Source organism: Streptomyces marianii (assembly GCF_005795905.1).
In the GTDB taxonomy this organism is placed as follows: Bacteria; Actinomycetota; Actinomycetes; order Streptomycetales; family Streptomycetaceae; genus Streptomyces; species Streptomyces marianii.
Genome location: NZ_VAWE01000001.1, coordinates 5,015,133 through 5,034,695 on the forward strand (window position 1 = coordinate 5,015,133; position 19,563 = coordinate 5,034,695).

The following is a 19,563-nucleotide window of genomic DNA, read 5'->3' on the forward strand; positions in this document are numbered from 1 at the left end:
CCCCTGGGGGGTGAGGGTGTGGCTGAACCATCCGGCTACGGAACCGTAACCTACGGGGTCGTAAGTATGGCAGCGCGAAACCTCGCGGCAAGAGGGCGGTGGACAACGCCGAGTGAACGGACACCTATCCTTGGAGTCGTCGGACAGCGTGGTCCGCAAAGCCTCCGGAAACCTCCAGACGTGCTCAAACACTGCAAGGAGCCGCACCTGTGAGCAGTGCCGACCAGACCACATCCGCCAGCGCGGAGCTGCGTTCCGACATCCGCCGACTGGGCGATCTGCTGGGCGAGACCCTCGTACGGCAGGAAGGCCCCGAACTCCTCGACCTCGTCGAACGCGTACGCGCCCTGACCCGGTCCGACGGCGACGCCGCCGCGGAGCTGCTCGGGGACACCGACCTGGAAACCGCCGCGAAGCTGGTGCGTGCCTTCTCCACGTACTTCCATCTTGCCAACGTCACCGAGCAGGTGCACCGCGGCCGCGAGATGCGCGAGCGCCGCGCCGCCGAGGGCGGGCTGCTCTCCCGGACCGCCGACATGCTCAAGGAGGCGGACCCCGAGCACCTGCGCGAGACCGTGCGCAACCTCAACGTGCGGCCGGTCTTCACCGCGCACCCCACCGAGGCGGCCCGCCGGTCCGTGCTGAACAAGCTCCGGCGCATCGCCGAGCTGCTGGAAACCCCGGTCAACCCCGCCGACCGCCGCCGGCACGACCTGCGGCTCGCCGAGAGCATCGACCTGATCTGGCAGACCGACGAGCTCCGGGTCGTGCGCCCCGAGCCCGCCGACGAGGCCCGCAACGCCATCTACTACCTCGACGAGCTCCACGCGGGCGCCGTCGGGGACGTCCTGGAAGACCTCGCCGCCGAGCTGGAGCGCGCCGGTGTCGAGCTCCCGCCCGGTACCCGGCCCCTCACCTTCGGCACCTGGATCGGCGGCGACCGCGACGGCAACCCCAACGTCACCCCCGAGGTGACCCGCGAGGTCCTGATCCTCCAGCACGAGCACGGCATCACCGACGCCCTCGAAGCCGTCGACTCGCTGCGCGCCCTGCTGTCCAACTCGATCCGCTACGCCGGCGCCACCGAGGAACTGCTGGAATCCCTCCAGTCCGACCTGGAGCGCCTGCCGGAGATCAGCCCCCGCTACAAGCGGCTCAACGCCGAGGAGCCCTACCGGCTCAAGGCCACCTGCATCCGCCAGAAGCTCGTCAACACCCGGCAGCGGCTCGCCAAGGGCACCCCCCACGAGAAGGGCCGCGACTACCTGGGCACCGCCGAGCTGCTCCAGGACCTCACCCTCATCCAGACGTCGCTGCGCGAGCACCGCGGCGGGCTGTTCGCGGACGGCCGACTCGACCGCACCATCCGCACCCTCGCCGCCTTCGGGCTCCAGCTCGCCACCATGGACGTGCGCGAGCACGCCGACGCGCACCACCACGCCCTCGGCCAGCTCTTCGACCGGCTCGGCGAGGAGACCTGGCGCTACGCCGACATGCCCCGCGAGTACCGGCAGAAGCTGCTCGCCAAGGAGCTCCGCTCCCGGCGGCCGCTCGCCCCGACCCCGGCACCGCTCGACGCCGCCGGCGCCAAGACCCTCGGTGTGTTCCACACGGTCAAGGAAGCCTTCGAGCGCTTCGGACCCGAGGTCATCGAGTCCTACATCATCTCGATGTGCCAGGGCGCGGACGACGTCTTCGCGGCGGCCGTGCTGGCCCGCGAGGCCGGACTGGTCGACCTGCACGCCGGGTGGGCCAGGATCGGCATCGTGCCGCTGCTGGAGACCACCGACGAACTCCGGGCGGCCGACGTCATCCTCGACGAGATGCTCGCCGACCCCTCCTACCGCCGGCTCGTCGCCCTGCGCGGCGACGTCCAGGAGGTCATGCTCGGCTACTCGGACTCCTCCAAGTTCGGCGGCATCACCACCTCCCAGTGGGAGATCCACCGCGCCCAGCGCAGGCTGCGGGACGTCGCCCACCGCTACGGGGTCAGGCTCAGGTTGTTCCACGGCCGGGGCGGCACCGTCGGCCGCGGCGGCGGCCCCACCCACGAGGCCATCCTGGCCCAGCCCTGGGGCACGCTCGAGGGCGAGATCAAGGTGACGGAACAAGGCGAGGTCATCTCGGACAAGTACCTCATCCCCTCCCTGGCCAGGGAGAACCTGGAGCTCACGGTCGCCGCGACCCTCCAGGCGTCCGCCCTGCACACCGCGCCCCGGCAGAGCGACGAGGCGCTCGCCCGCTGGGACACCGCGATGGACACCGTCTCCGACGCCGCCCACGCCGCCTACCGCAAGCTGGTCGAGGACCCGGACCTGCCGGCGTACTTCTTCGCCTCCACTCCCGTCGACCAGCTCGCCGAGCTGCACCTGGGCTCCCGGCCCTCCCGCCGCCCCGACAGCGGCGCCGGCCTGGACGGTCTGCGGGCCATCCCGTGGGTGTTCGGCTGGACCCAGTCGCGGCAGATCGTGCCCGGCTGGTTCGGCGTCGGCTCCGGCCTGCGGGCCCTGCGCGAAGCCGGCCAGGACTCCGTCCTGGAGGAGATGTACGAGAAGTGGCACTTCTTCCGGAACTTCATCTCCAACGTCGAGATGACCCTCGCCAAGACCGATCTGCGGATCGCCCGCCACTACGTGGACACCCTCGTACCGGACGACCTCAAGCACGTGTTCGCCGACATCGAGACCGAACACGAGCTGACGGTTCGTGAGGTGCTGCGCGTCACCGGCGGCGAGCAGCTGCTCGACTCCAACCCGGGACTCCAGCAGACCTTCGGGATCCGGGACGCCTACCTCGACCCGATCTCCTACCTCCAGGTCTCGCTGCTCGCCCGGCAGCGCGCCACCGCCGAACGCGCCGAGCCGGCGGACCCGCTGCTTTCGCGGGCGCTGCTGCTGACGGTCAACGGCGTCGCGGCCGGACTGCGCAACACGGGCTGACGCCCCGCTCCGCCCCGACGGCAGGGGGCCCGGGAACCCCTCCCGGGCCCCCGGACTCGTTTCCGGGCTCCGTTGTCCTTCCGGAGCCCGGGCTCGCTTCCGGGTCCCGGGCACTTCCGGGCCGTCGCTTTCCGGGCCCCGGGCACTTCCGGGCCGTCGCTTTCCGGGCCCCGAGCACTTCCGGACCGTCGCTTTCCGGGCCCCGGGCCGTTTCCGGCTCCCGCGCCCTTCCGGGCGGGGCCACCCATCCGCTCCGCGGCGAGCCGAGGGGCAGGCGCCGGTGCCGCAGCCGGTATCGCCGAACGGGGGGCGGTGCGTGCCCGGTAGACGCGGGTCCTGGGCGGGCAGGGGCTGTCCGGCATCCGGCCCGCCGGGGCGGGAGGGGATCCTCAGAGCGCTCAGAGCGCGAAGAACGCGCCCACCAGCAACACCCCGCCCGCGGCGGCCGTCGCCCAAGCCGTCCGGGCCATCCGCAGACCGCCGCCGATCACACAGGCGGCGAGCAGCAGCGCACCGCCCAGGGGCAGCCACGCATGCAGCACCCCGGGCCAGCCGGTGCGCACGACCTCGTCCGTGCCCGGCTTCACCACCACGGCGAGCTCCGCGCCCTCGGCCACCGCCACCGACCGCTCGATGACCATGCCCGACCGCGCGCCGCCCGGCCCATCGGGGTCGTACGGGCCCGTGCACGTCTTCTCGCCGCAGTCGGCGACGGTGAGCGTCCCGTGCTCACGCCCCTTGGACAGCAGCACGTGCTGGGCAGTGCCCCAGGACGACCAGAAGCCGGCGACGAGCAGCAGAAGCGCCACCGCGGCCATGGACACACGGCGGCCGTGGTCGAGCATCCGGCCGGAGGAGTTCCGCTTCATGGGGCGCGATCCTTCGGCACCCGACCGCACCCGGTCAACTCATGGCCAGCGCTATGGGGTGCTTGTCAGGAGTTGTACGCACTCTGCGCGCGCTCCAGCCCCTCCGTCACCAGACACTCCACCGAATCCGCCCCGCGGTCCACGAAATAGTCCAGCTCCTTGCGCTCGGCACCGGAGAAGTCCTTCAGCACGAAGTCCGCCACCTGCATCCGCCCCGGCGGACGCCCGATGCCGAACCGCACCCGGTGGTAGTCCGAACCCATCGCCTTCGTCATCGACTTCAGCCCGTTGTGCCCGTTGTCACCGCCGCCCAGCTTCAGCCGCAGCACCCCGAAATCGATGTCCAGCTCGTCGTGCACCGCCACCACGTGCGCCGTCGGAACCTTGTAGAAGTCCCGCAACGCCACCACAGGACCACCCGAAAGATTCATGTACGACATCGGCTTCGCCAGGATCACCCGCCGGCTTCCCGGACCGGCCGGACCGATCCGGCCCTCCACCACCTGAGCCTGCGCCTTGGCCGCCCGCTTGAACTTCCCGCCCATCCGCTCCGCGAGCAGGTCCGCGACCATGAACCCCACGTTGTGGCGGTTCCCCGCGTAACCCGGCCCCGGATTGCCCAGCCCCACCACCAGCCAGGGCGCGTTGGCGTCGACCGTCGTCATGAACGTCTCCTCGAGTCCGCAAACGAGTCCGAAGAACAGAGAACGGGGTGGCGGGCCGCGCGGCCCGCCACCCCGTCAAGCAGAGCGTACGGCTCAGGCCTCGGCGCCCTCGCCGGCCACGGCCTCGCCTGCCTCGGCCTCCTCGGCCTCGCCGACAGGCTCCTCGGCCTGCGCGGCCAGGACCTGCAGCACGACCGCGTCCTCGTCCACGGCCAGGGAGACGCCCTTCGGCAGCTCGACGTCCTTGGCGTGGACGGAGGCGCCGGCCTCCAGACCCTCGACGGACACCGTGAAGGACTCGGGGATGTGGGTGGCCTCGGCCTCGACCGGCAGCGCGTTCAGCACGTGCTCCAGCAGGTTGCCGCCGGGGGCCAGCTCGCCCTCGGCGTGCACCGGAACCTCGACCGTGACCTTCTCGCCACGCTTCACCAGCAGCAGGTCCACGTGCTCCAGGAAGCCCTTCAGCGGGTCGCGCTGCGCCGCCTTCGGGATGGCCAGCTCCTTCTTGCCCTCGATGTCCAGCGCGAGCAGGACGTTCGGGGTACGCAGTGCCAGCAGCAGGTCGTGGCCGGGCAGCGTCACGTGGATCGGGTCCGAGCCGTGACCGTAGAGAACGCCGGGAACCTTGTTGTCGCGACGGATGCGCCGGGCGGCGCCCTTGCCGAACTCGCTGCGGAGCTCCGCGGAAATCTTCACCTCGGACATGTGCACTCCTCGTATGCGGTGACGAACATGAACAGTCACCCGGCCACGACTGGCCTGCTACGAAGAGCGCGTCGATAACGGACCGCCGTACCGAAACGGGTACGGCCTCCCTCGCCGAGCAACCCGATGAGTCTACCCGGAGGGAGGCCGCAGCCTAAATCGATCTCCGATCGCGCGGTGCTGCCGCCCGTCGGCTACTGCTCCTCGAACAGGCTCGTCACCGAGCCGTCCTCGAAGACCTCACGCACCGCACGGGCGATCGTCGGCGCGATCGACAGGACCGTGATCTTGTCCAGCTCCAGATTGCTCGGGTCCGGCAGCGTGTCCGTGAACACGAACTCGCTCACCTTCGAGTTCTTCAGCCGGTCCGCGGCGGGACCCGACAGCACACCGTGCGTGGCCGTGACGATGACGTCCTCCGCACCGTGCGCGAACAGCGCCTCCGCGGCCGCGCAGATCGTGCCGCCGGTGTCGATCATGTCGTCGACCAGGACGCAGACCCGGCCCTCGACGTTGCCCACGACCTCGTGGACCGTCACCTGGTTCGCCACGTCCTTGTCGCGGCGCTTGTGGACGATCGCCAGCGGTGCGTCCAGGCGGTCGCACCAGCGGTCCGCCACCCGTACCCGGCCGGCGTCCGGGGACACCACCGTCAGCTTCGAGCGGTCGACCTTCGCACCGACGTAGTCGGCCAGCAGCGGCAGCGCGAACAGGTGATCCACCGGACCGTCGAAGAAGCCCTGGATCTGGTCCGTGTGCAGATCCACCGTGAGGATCCGGTCCGCACCGGCCGTCTTCATCAGATCCGCCACCAGGCGCGCCGAGATCGGCTCACGGCCGCGGTGCTTCTTGTCCTGACGGGCGTAACCGTAGAACGGCAGGATCACCGTGATGCTCCGCGCGGAGGCCCGCTTCAGAGCATCGATCATGATCAACTGTTCCATGATCCATTTGTTGATGGGAGCCGTGTGGCTCTGCATCAGGAAGCAGTCCGCGCCACGCGCCGACTCCTGGAAACGAACGTAGATCTCACCATTGGCGAAATCGAAGGCCTTCGTCGGCACTATGCCGACACCCAGCTGATGGGCGACCTCCTCGGCCAGCTCGGGGTGGGCGCGGCCGGAGAAGAGCATCAGCTTCTTCTCGCCGGTCGTCTTGATCCCGGTCACAGCACTGTCTCCTCAGACGTGTTCTCTGCTGCTGATCCGCCCGTCCCTGGTTGCGGCGAGCCAGCCGAATCGTGTGCACGTATCACGGTACGCCGAGATTGACGCACCCGTTCCTGGTCAGCCTTCGCGCTCCACGACCTCACCTGCGGCCTGAGCTGCCTGCGCGGCCGCGCTCCCCGGACGCTTCCGCGCCACCCAACCCTCGATATTCCGCTGCTGGCCACGGGCCACGGCCAGCGAACCCGGAGGCACATCCTTCGTGATCACCGAGCCCGCCGCGGTGTACGCACCGTCCCCGACTGTGACAGGAGCAACAAACATGTTGTCCGACCCCGTCCGGCAGTGAGAGCCGATCGTCGTGTGGTGCTTCGCCTCACCGTCGTAGTTCACGAACACCGAAGCGGCACCGATGTTCGTGTACTCACCGATCGTCGCGTCACCCACGTACGACAGATGCGGCACCTTCGTGCCCTCGCCGAGCGAGGCGTTCTTCATCTCCACGTACGTACCCGCCTTGGCCTTGGGGCCGAGCTTCGTCCCGGGACGCAGATACGCGTACGGACCCACCGACGCCGACTCGCCGATCACCGCGCGGTCCGCCACCGTGTTGTCCACCCGCGCCCCACGGCCCACCACCGTGTCCCGCAGCCGCGTGTTCGGACCCACCTCGGCGTCCTCCGCCACATGCGTCGCACCCAGCAACTGCGTACCCGGGTGAACCACCGCGTCCCGCTCGAACGTCACCGTCACGTCCACCAGCACCGACGCCGGATCCACCACCGTCACGCCGGCCGTCATGGCCCGCTCCAGCAGCCGCTGGTTCAGCAGCCGGCGCGCCTCCGCGAGCTGTACCCGGTTGTTGATCCCCAGGATCTCGCGGTGATCCCCGGCCACCGACGCACCCACCCGGTGCCCCGCCTCGCGCAGGATCCCGAGCACGTCCGTCAGGTACTCCTCGCCCTGGCTGTTGTCCGTGCGCACCTTGCCCAGCGCATCCGCCAGCAGCCGGCCGTCGAACGCGAAGACACCCGAGTTGATCTCCTTGATCGCCCGCTCGGCCTCGGAGGCGTCCTTGTGCTCCACGATCGCGGTCACCGCACCCGTGACGGCGTCCCGCACGATCCGGCCGTACCCCGTCGAGTCCGGGACCTCCGCCGTCAGCACCGTCACGGCGTTGCCGTCGGTCGCATGCGTTTCGGCGAGCGCCGACAGCGTCTCGCCGGAAAGGAGGGGAGTGTCACCGCACACGACCACGACCGTGCCGTCCGGGGCCTGGCCCAGCTCCTCCAGCGCCATCCGTACGGCATGGCCCGTGCCGTTCTGCTCCGCCTGGAAGGCCGTGCGCGTCCCCTCGTAGTGCGCCGCGAGATGTTGCCTGACGTGTTCGCTCGCATGACCCACGACCACGACGAGCTGCTCGGGTCCGAGCTCACGGGCGGCGGACACGACGTGCCCGACGAGCGAGCGCCCGGCGATCTCGTGCAGGACCTTGGGGGTCTTCGACTTCATGCGGGTGCCCTCACCCGCTGCAAGGACGACGACGGCGGCCGGGCGGTTGGCGCTCACGGGAATGCCCTTCGGCTTCGGGTGGTGGACACCCGAAGGATACCGGGGGCGTACAGGCGTGAAATAAGTGCGGGTCCTGACCGTGAGGTCAGGACCCGCACTGAGCATGTTTGCTCCCGGGGGAGGACTCGAACCCCCATGATCAGAACCAAAATCTGACGTCTTGCCCTTAGACGACCCGGGATTGTCGCTATGTCCGATTTGGTGGATCGGCTGCGGATGCAGCCCCTACTATGCCGTACCACCAGCCTTCGATGCGACGGTACAGCTCGGCGCTCTGCCGCACCTGGATGACGAGGCAACCCCGATAGCGCGGGCCCACGTTCTTGCGGACGGTCTTCGGGTTGTGCCGTTTGAGTGTGGTCTTGCCGAACGTTGCGACGTCCGCCCCGACGAGGTCGGCCCAGTACCGCTCTGCGGCGCGTACCTCGGCCGACTCGTGGATCATCACGTGAAACCTCAGGTGAGCCCTCTCGACTCCGACCGGGTCGAGCCATGCGAGGAACAGTGTGATCATGCCGGGGTCGCTGTTGACGAAGGTCACCCGCTCCCGGCGCGCGTGAGGTTTGTCCTTGGTGCCTTCGGCCCGGTAGAGGCCGACTCCGATCAGGTGAAGCTCCCGGTCGGTGAGCGTACCGATCTCGGCTGCGGCGCGGGACTTGGCCTGCTGTCGCTCCGCCTCCCTCCTCGGGCCCTCGTGCTCCCAGCGTTTGCGGGCCGCCAGACTGGCCTGCTGGGCCGGTGTGCGCCGGACCGGCGCCGGCAGGTCCCGCACCCAGAGTGAGATCGAGCTCTTCGAGCACCCCAACTCGACCTGGATCTGGTCGTAGGTCATCCCCCGCAGCCGGAGCTCGCGCGCCTTCGCCCGCAGGTCGTCCTTCGCGTTCGGGCGCCTGGTCCAGTCGGGTGGCGGCTCGCCCTTCACGAGGCGGTTGAGGATGTCGTTGTTGCCGATGTTGAGTCGGAGGCGGATCTGGCGGAGGCTGAGGCCTTCGCGGCGCAGCGCGATCGCCTGTCTGCGGAGGCCTTCGAAGTCGGCGTACGCGCCGGTTGAGGAGGTCATGTGCCCAGGCTCGTCCGGAATGCGAGCATCCAGGTCGAAGATGTGGTCGATTCACCTGTTCGAGCGGTCGTCGCGCGTTGCGACCTTGTTCGTCACGTTCCGTGCTGTGGAAGCCGCCGGAAAATCGCTCGACCGCTTTCGTAGTCTGGGAGACATGAGCACAACGGGGGCACACCAGGACTCTGCGGACGACGCGTCGCCGCGGAGCTTGCTGTGGTGGGGGCGGCGGCGGAGTGCGGTGCTGGACGTGGGGCTCGGCCTCGTGTCCGCGGCGGAGTGCGCGCTGGAGGGGGTGCGGTTCTCGGAGACGGCCGCGCTGCCCGTTCCGGTGGGGGTGGTCTTCGGGCTGCTCGCCGGGTCGGTGCTGGTGTTGCGCCGGCGTTGGCCGGTCGCCGTGGTGCTGGTGTCGATCGCGATCACGCCGGCCGAGATGGGCTTCCTGATGGGGATCGTCGGGCTGTACACGCTCGCCGCCTCGGAGGCGCCGCGGCGGGTGATCGCGGCGCTGGCGGGGATGTCGTTGCTGGGAACGCTGATCGTCACGTTCGTCAGGACGCGCCAGGACGTGGCGAGGGCCGACTTCGATCCTGGTCCCTGGTACGTGCCGGTGGTGTCGGTCGTGATGTCGATCGGACTGACCGCTCCGCCGCTGCTGCTGGGGCTGTACGTGGGGGCGCGGCGGCGGTTGATGGAGAGCCTGCGGGAGCGTGCGGTCAGTCTGGAGCAGGAGTTGTCCCTGCTGGCCGACCGTGCGGAGCAGCAGGCGCAGTGGGCGCGTACGGAGGAGCGCACGCGGATCGCGCGGGAGATGCACGACGTGGTGGCGCACCGGGTGAGTCTCATGGTGGTGCATGCGGCGGCGTTGCAGGCGGTGGCGTTGAAGGATCCGCAGAAGGCGGTGAAGAACGCGGCCCTGGTGGGGGACATGGGACGGCAGGCGTTGACGGAGTTGCGCGAGATGCTGGGCGTGCTGCGGTCGGGCGAGGAGGTCGCGGCGCGGGCGGCGGCCGAGCCGGTGCCGTTGGCGGCGGTGGGGGCGGCGGCCGCGGCCGCCGCTGAGGCCGCTGAGGCCGCGGTGACGGGTGAGGGGCCGTCGTTGGCGGACATCGGCTCGCTGGTGGAGCAGTCGCGGCTGGCCGGGATGGTGGTCGAGCTCTCGGTGCAGGGTGAGTCGCGCGAGTACCGGCCGGAGGTGGAGCAGACGGCGTTCCGGGTGGTGCAGGAGGCGTTGACGAACGTGCACAAGCACGCGGCGGGTGCGAAGGCGTGGGTGCGGGTCGCCCATCGTGATGCGGAGATCGCGATGCAGGTCGAGAACGGTCCGTCGGAGCGGGGTGCGGCGGACGCGGATCTGCCGAGCGGGGGCAACGGCCTGGTGGGTATGCGGGAGCGCGTGTCGGCGCTGGGTGGTGTGTTCGTGTCGGGGCCGACGGACGGGGGCGGTTTCCGGGTGTCGGCGGTGCTGCCGATGGAGTCGCCGGTGGAGTCGTCGGTGGTGTGAGCGTCCGCGGGGGGCTCTTCGGCTCCCGGGGCGGTGGTGGCCCGGTGTTCCGGGCTCCCGGGGCGGTTCGGTGTTCCGGGGTGAATGGGCCGGTCGGCCGGTCAGGTGCTTTGTCGGCCCGGTGGGCTGGGGCGGTTCGGTGTTCCCGGGTGGAAGGGCCGGTCGGCCGGTCAGGTGCTCTGTCGGCCCGGTGGGCCGGTGTATCGCGCCGTGGTGGTCCGGCGGGGGTGGTCGCCCCGCCGGGCCGCGGTGTTGTCCGCCGCTCTCCGCCGCGGTGCCCGGTGCTTGCGCTGCCCCGGGGTTGTGGTGCCCCAGGGGGCGGCGCCCCGTGTCGCGGGGCCCGGGTCTCAGGATGTGGTGAGGCGGGCGGGCTGGTTGCCGTTGACGAGTGTGACGAACGCCTGGTCGAGGTCGGGGCCGAGGTACCAGTCGCCGGTGTGGTCGACGCTGTAGACCCGCCCTTCGGTGTCGATGGCAAGGACGGCCTGGGCGTCGCCCTCCTCTCCGAGGGGCGCGATCTCGGTGTCGAGGGCGCGGCCGAGGTCGCTGAGGGTGCGGGCGAGGTGGAGTCCGGCGAGGGGGTCGATGCGGAGGGCCGTCGGTGCGGTCTGGCGGCCGGGTCCGGGCGGGGTGATGCGGAGGGCGCCGAATTCGGCCCAGGCTTCGACGGCCGCGGGGAAGACGGTGTGCCGGTGGCCGCCGGGGGAGATGTGGGCGCGCAGGGTGTCGGCCCAGTGTTCGGCGAGTTTGATGTCCCAGCGGCCGGGTTGCCATCCCGCGTCGCGCAGGGCTGCGTCGACGGCGACGGGGAAGCGGGTGGTGCTGAGGGGGTGGTCGGGCATGTGTGTGCGTTCAGCCGTTCTGGTTCTGGGTGGGGTCGACGGTGCGTACGCCGAAGTGAGCGAGCATCGCCGTGCAGGAGCGGCAGGGGGCGGCGTAGCTGCCGTGGAGGGGGTCGCCGTCCTCGCGGATGCGCCGGGTGGTGAGTTTGGCGTGCTTGAGGGAGCGCCGGGCTTCGCCGGGGGTGAGGGGTTTGCGCTGGGCGCGTTTGGAGCGTGCCGCGTCGGTGGCGCCGATGTGGCGGGAGAGCAGGATGGCTTCGGGACACCGTCCGGTGAAGCGTTCGCGCTGGCCGCTGGTGAGGGTGTCGAGGAAGTCCTGGATGAGCGGGTGGAGAGTGGGGGCCTGGTCGCCCTTGGCCGCGGTGCAGGTGAGGGTCGCGCCGCGGACGGAGAGCGCGGCGGCGACGGTGGGCAGGATTCCGTCGCGGCGGAAGCGGAGTACGGGCGGGCGTGCTGCGGCCTCCGCGCTGCTCCAGCCGAGCCTGGGATCGCCTGTCGTGGCTGATGGCGACGGTTGCGGTGCCGTGTGCATGGTGCTGTTGTCCCTCCCTGCAATCCCCCGAGTTGCGGGGACAGCCTGCCAAATGGGGCGGGTGGTGCGGAAGCGGGGTGGCTGAAACGTGCAGCCGTGTCGTTCCGTCCTGGGCTGAGGGTCACACGGGCGTGACGGTTCGTTACGGCAGCGGAGGGGCGGCGGCCGCTGTCGCCCCACCGCTTAGGCTGTGGTGAACCAGCCGGACGCAGCAGGGGGCATACCGCCATGACGACAGGTCGGATCGGGCTGGGGGCGCCTCCCGGCCCCCAGGGCCGGGAGATCGCAGTGCCGCCGAACGCGGCCTACGCCGGGCAGGTCGTTCACTTTCCGGATCCGGTGAGGGCTGCTCGGCATCCTATGGGTGTCCGGGTGGATGAGCGTGGTTTTCCGGATTTCTCGCCGTATGCGCGGGCGGCGGCGGAGATCGCCGAGCCCCCGGAGGGTTTCGGCGTCGACGAACTGCGGCTGACGGACTACGTGTCGGCGAACGCGGCTCTGGCCGCGACGGGCCATGAGCTGTGGGACACGATTCCGCCGGTGGCGACACCGCACGGATGGACGTGGCACCACGTGGCGGGGAGCCGTCGGCTGGAGCTGGTGCCGGTCGAGGTGAAGGCGCTGCTGAGGCATCACGGCGGTGTGGCCACGACCGTGGTGGACCACGGGAAGCGCGGGACGCGTCCACTGCAGGAGACACGGCCGGCGCACTTCGGTCTGCCGAAGGGCGCGGTGTCGGTGTCGGAGCAGCAACTGCTCGGTGTGGAGGAGGACCTGGGGTACCGCCTGCCGGGTGCGTACCGCTCGTTCCTGAAGGCGGCCGGTGGGTGCGCGCCGGTGGGCGCGGCGCTCGACGCGGAGCTGGGGCTGCTGGTGGACCAGCCGTTCTTCACGGTGCGTGAGGAGGCGGCGGTCAACGACCTGCTGTACGTGAACAAGTGTCTGCGGGACCATCTGACGAAGGACTATCTGGGCGTCGGTTTCGTCCAGGGCGGGCTGCTGGCGGTCAAGGTCCGCGGTACGGACGTGGGTTCGGTGTGGTTCTGCGCGTACGACGATGCACGGGACCGCGACGGCCTGACGGTGACGGAGCGGGTTGAGCGCCTGCTGCTGCCGTGCGGTGAGGACTTCGACGCGTTCCTGGGACGGCTGGCGGGGAATCCGCCGGAGCTGGAGACCGTGGCGAACCTGATGGTGGACGGCGGCTTCGCGCGTGCCGTCCCGGTGGGGGAGTGAGCTTCTCGATGGTGACGTTCGCGCAGGCGCAGGAGCGCGCGGAGGAGTGGGTCAACGGCGATGTGCCCGCGTACCAGCACCGCGAGGTGCGGGTGCGGGAGTTCGAGCGGGGTTTCGTGGTGTGGGCGGAGGACCGTCCGGAAGGGCCGACGTCGGACGGCGGACGGCAGCGGTTGGTGATCGCCCGGGACAGCGGGGAGGCCACGCTGTGGCCGGCGCTGCCGGTCGGTGAGGTGATCCGCCGCTACGAGGAGGAGTACGGCGTTCCCGGGGCGGGTGCGGCTCCGGCCGCGGCGCCGCCGGAGCGGATCGACCTGAACCAGACGTCGTTCCTGCTGAGTCCGCCGGAATGGCTGCAGGACGCGGCGGACAGGCTGGGCATTCCGGATCAGCGGGGTTCGCGCGGTGGCGAGGGGGTGCCGGCGGCGGGTACGCCCTCGACGGACACCCCGGCGGGTGCCGGCACCGTGCAGCCGGCGCAGGACGCGGTGCGCCCTCAGGACGGGACCGGCGGCGCCGTCACGAACGGCCGTGGTTCGCACGTGGGCGGGGGCGCGTGGCCGGGTGCGGCGGCGGCTTCCGCGTCTCCGGGGGCCTCTGCCGCCGGAGTGGCCGGTGCGGCTGCTCCCGCCGGGTCCGGGCCGGGTGCCGCGGTGCCGCCGGGCGCCACGAGCGGCGGTTCGCACGTGGGCGGGAGTGCCTGGCCGGGTACGGCGGCGGCTTCCGCCTCGGGTTCGCCGCAGACGCCTGCCGCAGGGGTCGACGGTGTGGCCGCGCCGGGCGAGGGACGCCCGCGGGGCGGGACCGGTGGGGACGGGCACGAGCCGACCGCTTCCGACGGGGTACCGGCCGTGCCCGCGGGTGCGACGCCGTGGGCCGGGACGGACACGAACGCCGGCTCGGAGGACGACGGTTCCGTCGAGCTGCCGGCGACGGTGTTCGCGCCGCCGCTGGCGGGCGCGGACGACGAGGACACCCCGCCGCCCGCGGTGGGCGCGGACGCGCCGACAGCGCTCATGTCGGGCGGGAGCCAGCTGCCGCGTACCGCGGTGGCGCCCGCCCTGGACCCTCAGGACCGTGGTGCCGGTGCGGCCGCCACGCCGCCTCCGGGCACTCCCGCGCCGCATTCGGCGGGGGACATCGCGGACGCCGCGACGAGCAAGGCCACGGTGCCGCCGCGCGGTGCGCGGGTCTCCGGGCCGACGCCTCCGCCGCCCCCGGGTGCGCCCGGCGTTCCGGGCGGGCGGCCCGGTGCGACGCCGCCTCCGTCGGGGCCCGCTGCGCCGGCGGGCGGTTACGTGCCCACGCAGATGGTCTCCCGGCTCGGCCCGGACGGACCGCAGCCGCCGGACGGGGGTTCGGTGGGTGCGGGTGTTCCGCAGCCTCCTGGTCCGCCGGGGGTTCCTGGTACGCCGCCGGGTGGGGTGCATCATGCGGCGACGATGTTGGCGAATCCGAATCCGAATCCGAGTCCGGGTTCCGGTCCGGGGCCGGACGGGGGTTCGGTGGGTGCGGGTGTTCCGCAGCCTCCTGGTCCGCCGGGGGTTCCTGGTACGCCGCCGGGTGGGGTGCATCATGCGGCGACGATGTTGGCGAATCCGAATCCGAATCCGAATCCGAATCCGAGTCCGGGTTCCGGTCCGGGGCCGGACGGGGGTTCGGTGGGTGCGGGTGTTCCGCAGCCTCCTGGTCCGCCGGGGGTTCCTGGTACGCCGCCGGGTGGGGTGCATCATGCGGCGACGATGCTGGCGAACCCGAGTCCGGTCGGCCCCGGGGTGCCGCAGCCGCCCGGCCCGCAGCCCGCGTACGGCTATCCGCAGCAGCCGCCGGCCGCTGTGCCGACCGTCGGCCCGGGCTACCAGGCCGTGCTGCGCTACCGCGCGCCCGACGGCTCCGAGCAGCAGCTCATCCGCCGTTCGGCGCCGGGTACACCGCACCCGGAGTGGCAGATCTTCCACGAGCTGCGCGCCATGAACGTCCCCAGCGACCAGGTGCTCGAGCTCCACACGGAGCTGGAGTCCTGCGAGCTGCCCGGTGGCTACTGCGCCCGGATGATCCGGGAGACCTGGCCGCAGGCCCGGATCACGAGCATCGCCCCGTACGGCAAGGACCACGCCAGCAGGCAGGGCGGCATGCGGCAGCTGCTGACCCACCAGGGCGAGTTGCACCAGGTCGCGGACGGCCCGGCGCGGCCCGCTCCGGTGCGCGCGCCGCTGCCGCAGGTACCGCCGGCTCCGCCCCTTCCTCCGGAGGGCGTCGCGCAGGAGTTGGTGGGGTCGTTCGGGCCGCAGGGCGTCTGCCGGTTCGACCAGCGGGCCGTGTCCCGTCAGGGCGTGCCGGAGATCGTCGCGCGGACGCTGGTGTGGGCGGGTCTCCCGGCGGACTTCGGGCCGTTCTTCTGGGCGCAGCCGGCCCAGCCGGTGGTGCCGACGCTGGCGGAGCTCGCCGCGCAGCGGCAGGTGCAGCCGGCGTCGGACGCGGGCTCGTACCTGGTCGTGGGTACCGACTTCGGCCGGGCGATCTGTGTCCAGTACGGGACCGCGCACATCGTGGCGGTGCCGGTGGAGGGGGGTCCCGGCGGGCAGCCGACGGCGCCCCAGTTCGTGAACAGCGGGCTGCCGGAGTTCACCCGCTCGCTGGCGCTGCTCGGCCGGATGTGGCGGCTGCGCTTCGGGCTCAACCCCGAGCAGGCGGGCCGCTGGACGGTCGACTTCCAGGCGCAGCTCGCCGCGCTGGACCCGGCGGCGTTGTCGTCACCGGAGAGCTGGTGGTCGGTGCTGCTGGAGCAGATGTGGGACGGACTGATCTGATTCGCTGAACGCCGCTCTGCGGCGGGGCCGCCGAGTCCCTGCGGCGGTCATCCCCGCACGCCGCCGCCGGCTGACGGCCGCCGGGGGCGCGTGGCCGCCGGCGTCCTCCGCGGAGCCGTTGTGGCGACGGCGCGGGCATCGTCCGTGCGCCGGAGCGTGCGCCGTAGGGCGCCCGATCTGCCTTTCCGGTCGGGCGCCCGCTTCCGCGTGGCGGAGTGTCGCGTCATGGGTGCTTCCCCGCGATCCAGCACGATGTTCCCGCGTCGACCGCTCCGAGAGGAGTCCAGGGATGAATGCGGGATCGGCTCATGGAGGGTTCGTCACCGTACGAGGCCGCGGCTACCGGCTGGACCAGGTCGACCGGTACGTCGAGGCGCTGACGCGGGAGCGGGACGACGCGTGGCGGCGGGCGGCGCGGTTGACCCGGGTGGTGGAGGAGCTCGCGGCCGAGGCGGTGTCGCTGCGGCAGTTCGCCGAGGCGCTGGGGCCGCCGACCTACGAACCGCTCGGGCCGCGTGCCCAGGAGGTCCTCGACCTGGCGGAGAAGGAGGCGGCGGCCGTGCTGACAACCGCGCGGGAGGAGGCACGGGCCGTGTGCGAGGCGGCGGAGGCCGAGGCGCGCCGGGTGCGGGCGCTGGCGGCGGTGCGGGCGGGCCGGACGTGCGAGGAGGCGGACTCACGGGCGCGGCGGATGATCCTGTCGGCGCGCGCCACGGCGGAGGAACTGCGCGACGCCGCCCGGGTGGAGGCCTCGGCGGAGCGTGGTGAGGCGATGGCCGTTCTGGAGGCGTCCAGGTGCCGCGCGGCGGGGATGCTCAAGGAGCTCGACCGGATGCGGGTGTCCCGCCGCTACGAGGCGGAGCGGGAACTGTCGGCGCGGGAAGCGGAGTCGGCGGAGCGTTACGGGGGGCTCACCGCGCGGGCGCAGGCCCGGCTGTCGGAGGCGCTGTGCGCGTTCGCCGAGGCGGAGGATTCGGCCCGCCGCGGCCAGGAGGAGGCGCGGGCGCTGGCGGCGCGTGTCGTGGAGGAGGCCGGTGCGCGGGCGGCGCGTGCCTCCCGGGAGACGGACCGGGTGCTGCGTGACCATGTGCAGCGCGCCGAGGAGATCCACGCGCACCTGGACCACATCCGCGAGGGCCTGGCGAGCCTCACGGAACGGCCGCCTTCGCGGGACTGACCGGCTTCCCGCGGCCGGAGGCGGTCGGGACTCGGTGCTGCGGGCGCGGGTGCCGCGGGCCCCGTGGCCCTCGGGCCGTTCTCCGTCCGGTCTGGCGCGCCCCGGACCCGTCTTCGCCGCGGGCCCGCCCCGTTCGGGCCGTTCTCCGTCCGGTCTGGCGCGCCCCGGACCCGTCTTCGCCGCGGGCCCGCCCCGTTCGGGCCGTTCTCGGGAAGGGCTGGTCGGAACGTCTCCGGATCGGCTTGCGTTCGGGCCGCCCCCGGAACCGCCGGCCGGAGGCCCCCGGAAACCGCCGGGCCGTCCGCCCCCCGGGAGCGGCGGACGGCCCGGGTCCGGTCGAGCGGGTCAGGGGTGGTCGCCGTGGCCCGTCGTCGCCCCGGCGAGGATCACCGGCTCGATCTCGGCGTACCGATCGCGCTGGGCGGACGCCTCGCGCGGGGCGCGGATGCTGCCGTACCAGCCGGCGAGGAAGCCGGCGGGGACCGACACCAGGCCCGTGGTGGTGTACGGGAACCAGTTGAAGTCGTGGTCGGGGAACACGGACTGCGGCGAGCCGGAGACCAGGTTGCTGCCGGTCATCAGCAGGATCGCGGTGCCGGTGCCCACGATCAGGGTCCACAGCAGACCCTGGCGGGTGTAGCGGCGCCAGAACATGCTGAAGACGAGCGCGGGCGCGACCGCGGACGCGCCGATGCAGAAGGACAGCGTCACCAGTGCCTGGAGGTTCCAGTCCTGGACGAAGGCCGCGAGCGCGATGGCGAGGAGGCCGACGCCGCCCGCGGCGCCGCGGGCGATGGCCATCTCGGCGGTGTGCGAGACCGTGGCGCGACGCAGTCCGTGGGCGATGAGGTCGTGCGCCAGGGTGTTGGCGCAGGCGAGGGTGATCCCGGCGACCGAGGCCAGCAGGGTCAGGAAGATCGCCGTCGCCACGGTGGTGAACACGAGGGATTCGAGCGTGCTCGCGTCCGCGCCGAGCACGGCCTGACTGACCAGCAGGAACGCGGTCTTGCCCTGGGGGTCGGCGAGGACCAGGTCCTTGTGGCCGACGATCGCGGCCGCGCCGAAGCCGATGAGGGCGAGGAGCAGACAGGTCACGACCACGGTGGACACGGCCCAGGACATCGAGCGCCGCACGGCGGTGGCGCTGCGGGCGGTGAACATGCGCATCGTGATGTGCGGCAGTACCGCCGCGCCGAGCACGACCGTGAGCTGGGCGCTGATCATGTCGATCTCGTCGCCGCCGAACTGGAGCCCGGAGGTGAGGTAGAGGTCGCCCGCCCCGCTGCCCTTCTTGGCCGCGTCGAGCAGCCCGGGGAGGCTGAAGTCGAAGCGGTCCAGTACGAGTACGGCGATGACGGTGGCGGAGCCGAGCAGCACGACGGTCTTGACGATCTGGATGAAGGCGGTGCCCTTCATTCCCCCGATGGCCGCGTACGAGATCATCAGCACACCGAGGAAGACGATCGCGCCGGTCTTGAACCCCTCGGCGTCGAAGCCGAGGACGAAGGCGAGCAGGTCGCCGGCGCCCGCGAGCTGGAAGACCACCAGGGGCAGCAGCGCGGCGAGGGTGACCGCGCAGGCGGCGATGCGCACGGCCGGGCCGGGGGTGCGGCGGGTGAGGATGTCGCCCATGGTGAACCGGCCCGCGTTCCGCAGGGGTTCGGCGAGCAGGAACATCATCAGCACCAGGGAGAGCACGGTGCTCAGGGCGAGGGTGAGGCCGTCGTAGCCGACCAGGGCGATGACGCCGATGGTGGCGAGCACGGTCGACGCGGAGATGTAGTCGCCCGCGATGGCGAGGCCGCTCTGCATCGGGGACAGCGAGCGGTAGCCGGTGTAGAACTCGCCCAGGTCGTCGCGGTCGGGTCCGGTCATCACGCACAGCAGCAGCGTCACGGTGATGACGGCGATGAACGCGACGAAGGACATGGTCTGGGCGTCTGAGTTGAAGCCGCTCATATGCGCATGCCTCCCGTGGGCCGGTCCCAGGTGGAGCCGCCGGGGCGCTGCCGGCCGCCCTGCCGGTCCGCGGACGTCGTGGCGTGCCGTTCCTCGTGGGCGGCCCGGATGGCCGCGGCGAGCGGGTCGACCCGGCGGCGGGCGATGCGCTCGTAGGCCGCGATGGCGGCCAGGGCCACGGGCAGGGTGAGGAGGCCCAGCAGTACACCGGTGGTGAGGCCGCCGCTGATGCCGTCGGTCATCAGGTCGGGTGCGTAGCCGGACAGGATGAGGAAGAGGACGAAGTAGCCGAGCGCGGTGAGCGTCGCGACCCGGCGGAGCCCGCGGTAGCCGGAGCGCAGCCGGGGCAGCCGGTCGTCCGGGGCGTGGCCGGACGGCTCGGTGCGGGGGTACGGGGCGGCGGGTGTCTCGCCGAACGGGTCGTCGAACGGATCGCCGTATCCCCGGTCGGGCGGCGGTTGCGGCGCGTGCCAGGGCTGCCTGGCCGGGCCGGGGGGATCGGGGAAGTAGGGGTCGTACGACATCGTGCT

Annotated in this window: 15 protein-coding genes and 1 tRNA gene; 5 read left to right on the top strand and 11 right to left on the bottom strand. The window is 71.9% G+C overall.

Going from position 1 to position 19,563, the window contains the following annotated elements:
- The first annotated feature begins 209 nt into the window (after window positions 1-209).
- The gene (gene ppc / locus FEF34_RS22695) at window positions 210-2,939 is read left to right on the top strand and encodes a phosphoenolpyruvate carboxylase (protein WP_138054786.1); all 2,730 of its coding nucleotides are present in this window, start codon (window positions 210-212) and stop codon (window positions 2,937-2,939) included.
- Window positions 2,940-3,337: 398 nt separating this feature from the next.
- On the opposite strand, the gene FEF34_RS22700 is transcribed toward ppc, so the two are convergent.
- The 7 genes from FEF34_RS22700 to FEF34_RS22730 form a co-directional block, all read right to left on the bottom strand.
- Complete coding sequence (locus FEF34_RS22700; RefSeq protein ID WP_138054787.1) at window positions 3,338-3,808, bottom strand: hypothetical protein; 471 nt, start codon at window positions 3,806-3,808, stop codon at window positions 3,338-3,340.
- Window positions 3,809-3,873: 65 nt separating this feature from the next.
- Window positions 3,874-4,473 carry an aminoacyl-tRNA hydrolase gene (gene pth, locus FEF34_RS22705; protein WP_138054788.1) on the bottom strand — a complete coding sequence of 200 codons (600 nt, stop codon included), beginning with the start codon at window positions 4,471-4,473 and terminating at the stop codon, window positions 3,874-3,876.
- Between the two features lie 93 nt (window positions 4,474-4,566).
- Complete coding sequence (locus FEF34_RS22710) at window positions 4,567-5,178, bottom strand: 50S ribosomal protein L25/general stress protein Ctc (protein WP_138054789.1); 612 nt, start codon at window positions 5,176-5,178, stop codon at window positions 4,567-4,569.
- Window positions 5,179-5,372: 194 nt separating this feature from the next.
- Complete coding sequence (locus tag FEF34_RS22715) at window positions 5,373-6,347, bottom strand: ribose-phosphate diphosphokinase (RefSeq protein WP_138054790.1); 975 nt, start codon at window positions 6,345-6,347, stop codon at window positions 5,373-5,375.
- Window positions 6,348-6,464: 117 nt separating this feature from the next.
- Complete coding sequence (gene glmU, locus FEF34_RS22720; protein ID WP_138054791.1) at window positions 6,465-7,913, bottom strand: bifunctional UDP-N-acetylglucosamine diphosphorylase/glucosamine-1-phosphate N-acetyltransferase GlmU; 1,449 nt, start codon at window positions 7,911-7,913, stop codon at window positions 6,465-6,467.
- 113 nt (window positions 7,914-8,026) lie between these two features.
- Window positions 8,027-8,097: transfer RNA gene (locus FEF34_RS22725), tRNA-Gln, on the bottom strand.
- 6 nt (window positions 8,098-8,103) lie between these two features.
- Complete coding sequence (locus FEF34_RS22730; RefSeq protein ID WP_138054792.1) at window positions 8,104-8,976, bottom strand: hypothetical protein; 873 nt, start codon at window positions 8,974-8,976, stop codon at window positions 8,104-8,106.
- A gap of 154 nt (window positions 8,977-9,130) precedes the next feature.
- Here FEF34_RS22730 and FEF34_RS22735 point away from each other — a divergent pair, with 154 nt between their 5' ends.
- Window positions 9,131-10,477 (top strand): sensor histidine kinase, encoded by a 1,347-nt coding sequence (locus FEF34_RS22735; RefSeq protein WP_138057662.1) that lies wholly within the window; start codon window positions 9,131-9,133, stop codon window positions 10,475-10,477.
- 347 nt (window positions 10,478-10,824) lie between these two features.
- Here the strand turns inward: FEF34_RS22735 and FEF34_RS22740 are convergent, their stop codons facing one another.
- Window positions 10,825-11,319 (bottom strand): SUKH-3 domain-containing protein, encoded by a 495-nt coding sequence (locus FEF34_RS22740; RefSeq protein ID WP_138054793.1) that lies wholly within the window; start codon window positions 11,317-11,319, stop codon window positions 10,825-10,827.
- Between the two features lie 10 nt (window positions 11,320-11,329).
- The gene (locus FEF34_RS22745; protein ID WP_138054794.1) at window positions 11,330-11,851 is read right to left on the bottom strand and encodes a YwqJ-related putative deaminase; all 522 of its coding nucleotides are present in this window, start codon (window positions 11,849-11,851) and stop codon (window positions 11,330-11,332) included.
- Window positions 11,852-12,079: 228 nt separating this feature from the next.
- Here FEF34_RS22745 and FEF34_RS22750 point away from each other — a divergent pair, with 228 nt between their 5' ends.
- The 3 genes from FEF34_RS22750 to FEF34_RS22760 all read left to right on the top strand — a co-directional run bounded on the left by FEF34_RS22750 (window position 12,080) and on the right by FEF34_RS22760 (window position 17,074).
- Entirely contained in the window at window positions 12,080-13,087 is a 1,008-nt protein-coding gene (locus tag FEF34_RS22750) for an SMI1/KNR4 family protein (protein ID WP_138054795.1), read from the top strand.
- An 8-nt stretch (window positions 13,088-13,095) separates the two neighbouring features.
- Window positions 13,096-15,897 carry an SUKH-4 family immunity protein gene (locus FEF34_RS22755; protein WP_138054796.1) on the top strand — a complete coding sequence of 934 codons (2,802 nt, stop codon included), beginning with the start codon at window positions 13,096-13,098 and terminating at the stop codon, window positions 15,895-15,897.
- A 289-nt stretch (window positions 15,898-16,186) separates the two neighbouring features.
- Window positions 16,187-17,074 carry a hypothetical protein gene (locus tag FEF34_RS22760; RefSeq protein WP_138054797.1) on the top strand — a complete coding sequence of 296 codons (888 nt, stop codon included), beginning with the start codon at window positions 16,187-16,189 and terminating at the stop codon, window positions 17,072-17,074.
- Window positions 17,075-17,419: 345 nt separating this feature from the next.
- Here FEF34_RS22760 and FEF34_RS22765 read toward each other — a convergent pair whose 3' ends face one another.
- Both FEF34_RS22765 and FEF34_RS22770 read right to left on the bottom strand, forming a co-directional pair.
- Window positions 17,420-19,033: a sodium/solute symporter gene (locus FEF34_RS22765; RefSeq protein WP_138054798.1), complete on the bottom strand. Its 1,614-nt coding sequence runs from the start codon at window positions 19,031-19,033 to the stop codon at window positions 17,420-17,422.
- A complete protein-coding gene (locus FEF34_RS22770; RefSeq protein ID WP_138054799.1) occupies window positions 19,030-19,557 on the bottom strand; it encodes a DUF485 domain-containing protein in 528 nt (175 codons plus the stop codon). Before FEF34_RS22770 ends, FEF34_RS22765 begins: the two co-directional genes overlap by 4 nt.
- Window positions 19,558-19,563 lie beyond the last annotated feature (6 nt).